We start from the raw sequence: 7,339 nt of genomic DNA, 5'->3' as shown, positions 1-7,339 counted from the left end.
GCCTGCTGGGCGGCTTGCTCGGCGGCCTGACCGGCGGCAGCGCCTCGGCCGGCGCCAGTGCCGGAGCGGGCGCGGGCGCCTCGGGTTCGGCCAACAACGGCGGCCTGCTTGGCGGCTTGCTGGGCGGGGTGACGGCCGGCGTCAGCGGCAGCGCGAGCACCGGCGGCAACAACGGCGGCCTGCTGGGCGGGCTGCTCGGCGGCCTGACGGCCCAGAAGTGATCAACCGGATCCGTGAGGGAGCGACGCCATGCTGCAACAAGAAACCTTCGTTCACCACGAGCATGTGACCGTGATGCCTGAATCCCGCAACAACGATCTGCGTCCCGGAATGCTTGACGACATCGCCCTGATGCTGGGCCGACAGTTCGCCGTGTACAACGCGGCCTGCCAATCGGCCCTGGCGGAGAAAATGGGTATCCCCCTGGCGGATCTGAAAGCGCTGGAGCTGGTGATGGAGTTCGATGCCCTGCCCACCGGCCAACTGGCCCAGTTGATGGGCATCAGCTCCGGCGGCGCCACCGCCCTGATCAACCGCCTGGAAGCGGCAGGCTATGTCCAGCGGGGCCGCCATCCGCTGGATCGCCGCATGATCGTGATCCGGCCGGTGGAGGAGCAGTGCCAGCAACTGGCCCAGGAACGCCAGTGGGTGGCCGAGGCGGTGGTACTGATGGCCCGGCGCTACAACGCCGGCGAACTGGAAGTGGTGCATGCTTTCCTGGCGCAATGCGTGCGCGCCCTGAGGCACGACACCCTGGTCTGGCTCGAGACCCGCAACGCCCACGACTGAGGCGCTTTGACCCGCGCATGCCGCGCCCCGATCCGCCACAGGATCGGGGCGCGGTTTTCATTGGGGCGCGCCGAATTGCAGCCGCGGCACCGCGTCGAGCAGCCGGCGCGTCATGTCCTGGCGCGGCGCGTGCAGCACCGCGTCGGCCTCGCCCAGTTCGACGATGCGGCCGCCGTCCATCACCGCGATGCGATCCGCCAGGTACTCGACCACGCCGAAGTTGTGCGTGATGAACAGGTAGGCGATGCCGAGCTCGTCCTGCAACTCGCGCAGCAGGTCCAGGATCTGCGCCTGCACCGATACGTCCAGCGCCGAGGTCGGCTCGTCGCAGATCAGCACCTTGGGCTCGACCGCCAACGCGCGCGCAATGGCGATGCGCTGGCGCTGGCCGCCCGAGAACTCGTGCGGATAGCGCGCCAGCGTGTTGGCCGGCAGGCCGACGCGCTCGACCAGCCGGACGGCGCGGTCGCGGCGCTCCTGCGCGCCCATGCCGCGGCGCAGCGATTCCAGGCCCTCGTCGAGAATGTCGCCGACCCGCATGCGCGGGTCGAGCGAGGCGTACGGATCCTGGAACACGATCTGGATGTCCTGCCGCAGGCGCTGCAGCCGGGCCCGGTCGGCGGTCAGCAGATCCTGCCCCTGCAGCATGGCGCGCCCCGAAATGCGGGCGCCGTCGATCAGGCGCAGCAGCGCCTTGCCGGTGGTGGTCTTGCCGCAACCGGATTCGCCCAACAGCGCCAGGGTTTCGCCCGCGCGCAGGCTGAAGGTCACGCCGTCGACGGCCTTGACCCACGCCGCCACCCGCCGCAGGGGGCCCTTGCGCACCGGGTAGTGCACCTTCAGGTCCTGCACGTCCAGCACCACGCCGGGCTCGCGCGGCCGGCGCCTAGCGCCTTCCGCGCCCCGGGCGGCGCGGCCGGCCTCGCTCAGCGGCGCGCCGCGCTTCTCGAAAGTGGGAATGGCGTCGAACAACTGACGCGCGTACGGGTGCTTGGGCGCGCGGAAGAATTCCTCGGCGCTGGCGCTTTCGACGATCTCGCCGCCGCGCATCAGGGCCACGTGGTGGGCGACATTGCGCACCACCGCCAGGTCATGGGTGATGAGCAGCACCGCCATGCCGATCTCGCGCTGGATGTCGGCCAGCAGGTCCAGCACCTGCGCCTGCACCGTGACGTCGAGCGCGGTGGTGGGTTCGTCGGCGATCAGCAGCAAGGGTTCCGCCGCCAGCGCGATGGCGATCATGACGCGCTGCTTCTGGCCGCCGGAGAACTGGAACGGGTAATCGTCCACACGCCGCTCGGGCTCGGGAATGCCGACCCGCCGCAGCCAGTCGATGGCGCGGGCGCGCGCCGCGGCGCCGCGCAGCGGCGTGTGCGCTACCAGCGTCTCGATGATCTGGTCGCCGACCCGCATGACCGGGTTCAGGCTGGTGGACGGTTCCTGGAAGATGATGCCGATGCGGCCGCCGCGCACGCCGCGCATGGCGCTTTCGGGCAGGCGGTTGAGGTCTTCGCCATCCAGGTCGATCTGGCCGCCGACGATGCGCCCGGCATCCGGCAGCAGGCGCAGCAGCGCCAGCGCGGTCATGCTCTTGCCGCAGCCGGACTCGCCCACCAGGGCGAAGGTCTCGCGCTGCGAAATCGCCAGTTGCAGGCGCTTGACCGCGTGTGTAATGCCGCTGTCGCCGGCAATGTCCACGTCCAGGCCCTGCACGGCCAGCAAGGGCGAGTCCTGGCGGAGATCCTGGCTCATGGCGTGTCTCCCGGCTTGGCCGCGCGGGCATCGGCCGCCAGCGCGGCGCCCGGACGGCGGCCGAACCAGCCCATGCCGGGCACGCGGCCCGGCTTGTAGCGGCGGGTGCGCGGATCGAAGGCGTCGCGCACGGCATCGGCGAACAGGTTGGCGGCCAGCACCAGCGCCAGCATGAAGAGAAACGCGGTCATCAGGTTCCACCAGATCATGGGGTCGCGCGACATTTCGAGGCGGGCGCCATCGATCATCGAGCCGAACGAATTCATGCTGGGATCGACGCCGATGCCCAGGTACGACAGCACCGCCTCGTACAGCACCAGCCCGGAGAATTCCAGCACCACGGTGATCAGCACCAGGTGTGCGACGTTGGGCAGCAGGTGGCGCGTCATGATGCGCCAGTGCGATACGCCGAAGGCGCGCGCGGCCTGCACGTATTCCAGCTCGCGCAGCTTGAGGGTCTCGGCGCGCAGCAGGCGGCACAGGCCGGCCCAGCCGGTGAAGCCGAGGATCATGCACAACAGGAACAGGCGCAGGTCGGCGCGCGCCGCCGAGGTGTCGAACAGGTCGGCGTGGTTGTCGATATAGACCTGCATCATCAGGGCGCAGGCGGCCACCAGCAGCACGCCCGGGATCGAGGTGATGGTGGTGTAGAGATACTGGATGGCGTCGTCCACCCTGCCCTTGAAATAGCCGGCCGCGATGCCGAAGATGATGGCCGGAGGCAGCATGGCGAGCGTGGTCAGGCTGCCGATGACGAGCGCGGTGCGGATGCTCTTGAGCGCCTGCCACAGCACGTCGTTGCCGATGCGGTCGGTGCCCAGGGCGTGGTAGCCGCTGGACAGCCCGGCCAGCGCCCCCGCCACCAGGCACAGCAGGGTGAAGGTGATGGCCATGGCGCGCCACGGCACCTCGGCGCGCCCGCCCAATAGGGCCTCGGCCGCCGCGGACGCGCCGCCACGCCGCGCCAGGCAGGCGAACAGCAGACCGGCGCCGATCAGCGCCACGGCCAGCCCCGCCGCCAGACCCAGGCCCAGCCGGTAATAGACGTCGCCCAGGTGGTCGCGGTCGGGGTCAGCCAGGTGCGTGCCGGCCGCCCGCAGCCGCGGGAAGTCGCGCACTGGCTTGTCGTCGACCAGCAGGGTCTCCTTGGTGAACTGGCGCACCGCCAGCGGGCTGGAATAGGTCTTCTCGGGCTGGGTCAGCACGCTGCCGCCCAGCAGGCCGTCCAGCGCCGACTTGACCGCCGGCGCGTAGACCGGGGCGGCGTCGGCCGCCGCGCCCGGCGCGGGCGGCAACTGCGGCCGGTAGTGGACGGAATCGAGCAGGCCGACCAGGGCGAACGCCGCCAGCACCACGGCCGAGCACATCGCCGGCGTGTCGCGCGCCACCCGCGCCCAGGTCGCGCGCAGGTTCGGGCTGCGCCGCACGTGCCAGGCATAGGCCAGCGCGCCCAGCACCATGAGCCACAGCGCGATGTCGGTCCAGAGGAATACGAACTTGGGCATGGCGGCTACTCGAAACGGACGCGGGGGTCAGCCAGCGTGTAGGAAATGTCGGCCAGGATCAGCCCCACGATGTACAGCGACGCGCCCAGGAACACCATGGCGCGCACGATGGAGAAATCCTGCGCGTTGATGGCGTCGATGGTGTAGCTGCCCAGGCCCGGGATGCCGAAGAACGACTCGGCGATCAGGCTGCCCATGAACAGCAGCGGCAAGGCCGCGACGGTGCTGGTCAGGATCGGCAGCATGGCATTGCGCAGCACGTGGCGCAGCAGCACCACGCGCTCGGCCAGCCCCTTGGCGCGGGCGGTGCGCACGTAGTCCTTGCCGATTTCCTCCAGGAACAGGGTGCGGTAGAAGCGCGCCTCGGGGCCCAGCCGCGAGACGATCGCCACCAGCACCGGCAGGGCCAGGAACTTGACCATGTCCAGGCCGCCCTCGAAGCCGGAGAACGGCACCAGCCGCAGCAGCTTGGCGAACATCCACTGGCCGGCGATGATGTAGAACAGGCTGGAGATGGACAGCAATATCACGCACAGCACCACGCCCCAGAAATCCAGCCGGGTGGCGCGGAAATACACCAGCGTCAATGAAAACACGATGCTGGCGAACAACCCCAGGAAGAAGGTCGGCACCGCCAGCGCCAGGCTCGGGCCCATGCGGGTCTGGATCTCGCGGCCGATGTCGCGGCCGCCGTCTGACGCGCCGAAGTCCATCGCCAGGAGCGGCACCGAGCGCTGGTAGAACACCGTGTCGGTCAGTTGCGCCGCGCCCTTGGCCCCGGCGTTGTAGAACAGCGGCTTGTCGTAGCCGTGCTCGACCTTCCATTTCTCGACGGCGTCCTGGCTGATGCGCTGCCCGCCGATGGCCAGGCGCGCCATGTCGTCGGGCGTGTTGACGGCGAAGAACAGGATGAAGGTGAAGAGGTTCACGCCGATCAGAATCAGCACGCCGTACAGCAGCCGGCGGATGACGTAGCCGATCATGATTGATGCTCCTTGCGGGAAGCCTGGGCGAAGGCGGTCTGCCGCTCGCGCCGCTTGAGCGCCACGTACGACGGCCAGATCGCCAGCGCGATCAGCAGCGCGAACAGGCCCACCGGCCACCAGATGGGGGAATTCCACTCGTCGATCTTGCGTTCGCGCAGGACCGGGTCGATCTTCATGTACTGCAGCGTGTTGCGCACCATCTGGGTGGGCTTGGCGTTGCCGACCCACTGCTGGTAGGCGCCGCCCGACATCGGGAAGTAGCCGAACATCCACGGCGCGTCGCGCTGCACGATGGCGACCATGCGCTGGATCAGGGCTTCCTTTTCGGGGCCGTCGTCCAGGAATTTCATCTGCTCGAACAGCTTGTCGTATTCGGGGCTGTCGTAGTTGGCGGCGTTCTCGCCGCCGCCCTTGGCCTTGGCGTTGGGGCCGTACAGCAGGAACAGGAAGTTCTCGGCGTCGGGATAGTCGGCGTTCCAGCCCCACAGGAAGATCTGCGCCGACCCGCGCCGCATCTTGTCCTGGAAGCGGTTGTAGTCGGTCGAGCGCACGTCCATCTGCACGCCGAGCTTGGCCATCTGCCGCCGCATCCAGTCGAACTGCGGGTTGGAACCGCCGCCCGTCATGGAGTCGTAGTACAGCACCAGCGGCGCGCCGGTGACGGCATTGCGGCCGTCGGGGTAGCCGGCCTCGGCCAGCAGCTTGCGCGCCACCTCGATCGGCTTGCGCACCGGCTTGCCATCGACCAGGTCGTAGACCACCGGGTTCACGCCCTCGGGCGGTTCGCGGTAGCCCAGCACGCCGGGCGGCACCGGGCCGTAGGCCACCGAGGCCTGGCTGTTCTCGAACACCGCCACGTATTCTTCCCAGTCGAAGGCGATGCTGATGGCCTGGCGCAGCTTGCGGTTCTTCTCGGCCTGCTCGGGCGTGTCGCCCTTGCCCACCACCGGATCGAGCCAGTTGAAGCCCATGTACCAGTTGGCGGTCTCGACCGTGGTGGGCAGGCGGATGCCGTGTTCGGCGTACTTGCGCGCCTTGTCCTGGCTATCGCCGGCGGCCACCAGCATGGCCACGCCGTATTCGCCGCGCTCGATCTGCGGCAGGTCGTAGTAGCCCTGCATGAACTTGCCGGTCAGCGGAATGGCTTCCTTCTCGACGCTGAAGACGGCGCGGTCGATGAACGGCGTGGGCTTGCCGCAATCGGCCAGCAGGCCGGCGGCGCGATCGCCCGGCTCGCCCTCGCAGGGATAGGGCTCGCCGTGGAAGTTGGGATTGCGCGCCAGCACGTGGCGGCGGTTCTGCTGCGACTCGGCCAGCATGTAGGGACCGGTGCCGACCGGCCAGGTGTTGAGCGACAGGTCGTGCTCGGCCATGCCGGGCTGGTTGTAGAAGCGGTCGGCCTCCCAGGGCACGGGCGCGGTGAAGGTCATGGCCAGCCAGTACTTGAACTGCGGGTACTTGCCGTTGACGCGGATGCGCAGCGTGTGCGGGTCGAGCGCCTGCACGCCGGTGAAGCCGTCGGCCTCGCGCAGGTCCAGCCACGAGGCGCCGGCACCGCCCGGCAGGTCGCGGCGCAGCGCCTTGTCGCGCTCGCGCAGGCGGTCGCCATATTCCTTGAGGCCGCTGACGTATTCGGCCATCAGCGAATAGATCGGCGACACCACGCGCGGGCTGGCCAGGCGGCGGAAGGCGTATACGTAATCGTCGGCGGTGAGTTCGCGGGTGCCGGTGCGCGGGAAATCGGGAATGGCGTATTTGTCGGCCAGTTCCTCGGGCGCGATCGGGAAGTAATCGTAGCTGCCGTCGGTCTTGCGGGCGAAGGCCGGGTGCGGCGCGAAACGCATGCCGGGCTTGATCTTGATGTCGTAGATGCTCTGGGCGATCTGCTCGCCCGGCGCGTCGGCCGGCAGTTCGCGGCCTTGCGCGTCGAGATAGACCGGCGGATCGATCGAGGCCGCGGCGCGCGGGATCAGTTCATACGGCCGCTTGAGGTAGTGATAGCCGTACAGCGTCTCATAGATGTTGTAGGTATATGGGGTTTCGTCGGTGGAATAAGAGCTGGCCGGGTCGAGGTACTTGGGCGAGCGCTTGACGAAGGCGGAATACAGCGTGTTCTGGCCCTCGGCGCCGGCCGGATAGGGGCTGTTGATGGGACTGCCTTCCCGGGAGCAGCCCGCCAACGCCAGCAACAGCATCATGGCCGCCGCCCAGAGCCGCATCAAAGCACGCATGGAAACCTTTCCTTCTATTCAGTGCGACAGAGGATAGCAAAGGTGCATCCGCCCCAGTACCCTGGCATCCCCCTAG

The 7,339-nt window shown here is 68.7% G+C and carries 5 protein-coding genes and 1 pseudogene; 2 read left to right on the top strand and 4 right to left on the bottom strand.

Going from position 1 to position 7,339, the window contains the following annotated elements:
* A pseudogene (locus tag HV783_RS22785) lies at positions 1–221 on the top strand (collagen-like triple helix repeat-containing protein); the annotation flags it as partial.
* Between the two features lie 28 nt (positions 222–249).
* Positions 250–789, top strand: coding sequence for a MarR family winged helix-turn-helix transcriptional regulator (locus tag HV783_RS22780; protein ID WP_054503036.1), 540 nt, complete (start codon positions 250–252; stop codon positions 787–789).
* Positions 790–846: 57 nt separating this feature from the next.
* On the opposite strand, the gene HV783_RS22775 is transcribed toward HV783_RS22780, so the two are convergent.
* Genes HV783_RS22775 through HV783_RS22760 form a run of 4 tightly spaced genes read right to left on the bottom strand, consistent with a single transcriptional unit; the run spans position 847 to position 7,263 of the window.
* Complete coding sequence (locus HV783_RS22775) at positions 847–2,541, bottom strand: ABC transporter ATP-binding protein (protein WP_175143237.1); 1,695 nt, start codon at positions 2,539–2,541, stop codon at positions 847–849.
* Positions 2,538–4,046 (bottom strand): ABC transporter permease, encoded by a 1,509-nt coding sequence (locus HV783_RS22770; protein WP_175189906.1) that lies wholly within the window; start codon positions 4,044–4,046, stop codon positions 2,538–2,540. The genes HV783_RS22775 and HV783_RS22770 overlap by 4 nt, the downstream gene beginning before the upstream one ends.
* A 5-nt stretch (positions 4,047–4,051) precedes the next feature.
* Positions 4,052–5,029, bottom strand: coding sequence for an ABC transporter permease (locus HV783_RS22765; RefSeq protein ID WP_054503038.1), 978 nt, complete (start codon positions 5,027–5,029; stop codon positions 4,052–4,054).
* On the bottom strand, positions 5,026–7,263 hold the full coding sequence (locus HV783_RS22760; RefSeq protein WP_144654727.1) for an ABC transporter substrate-binding protein: 2,238 nt from the start codon (positions 7,261–7,263) through the stop codon (positions 5,026–5,028). Before HV783_RS22760 ends, HV783_RS22765 begins: the two co-directional genes overlap by 4 nt.
* Between the last annotated feature and the right edge of the window lie 76 nt (positions 7,264–7,339).

This window comes from Achromobacter dolens (assembly GCF_902859745.1).
Lineage (GTDB): Bacteria > Pseudomonadota > Gammaproteobacteria > Burkholderiales > Burkholderiaceae_B > Achromobacter > Achromobacter dolens.
Note: the sequence above shows the minus strand (reverse complement) of the source record. Positions and strands in the feature narration are given on the sequence as shown.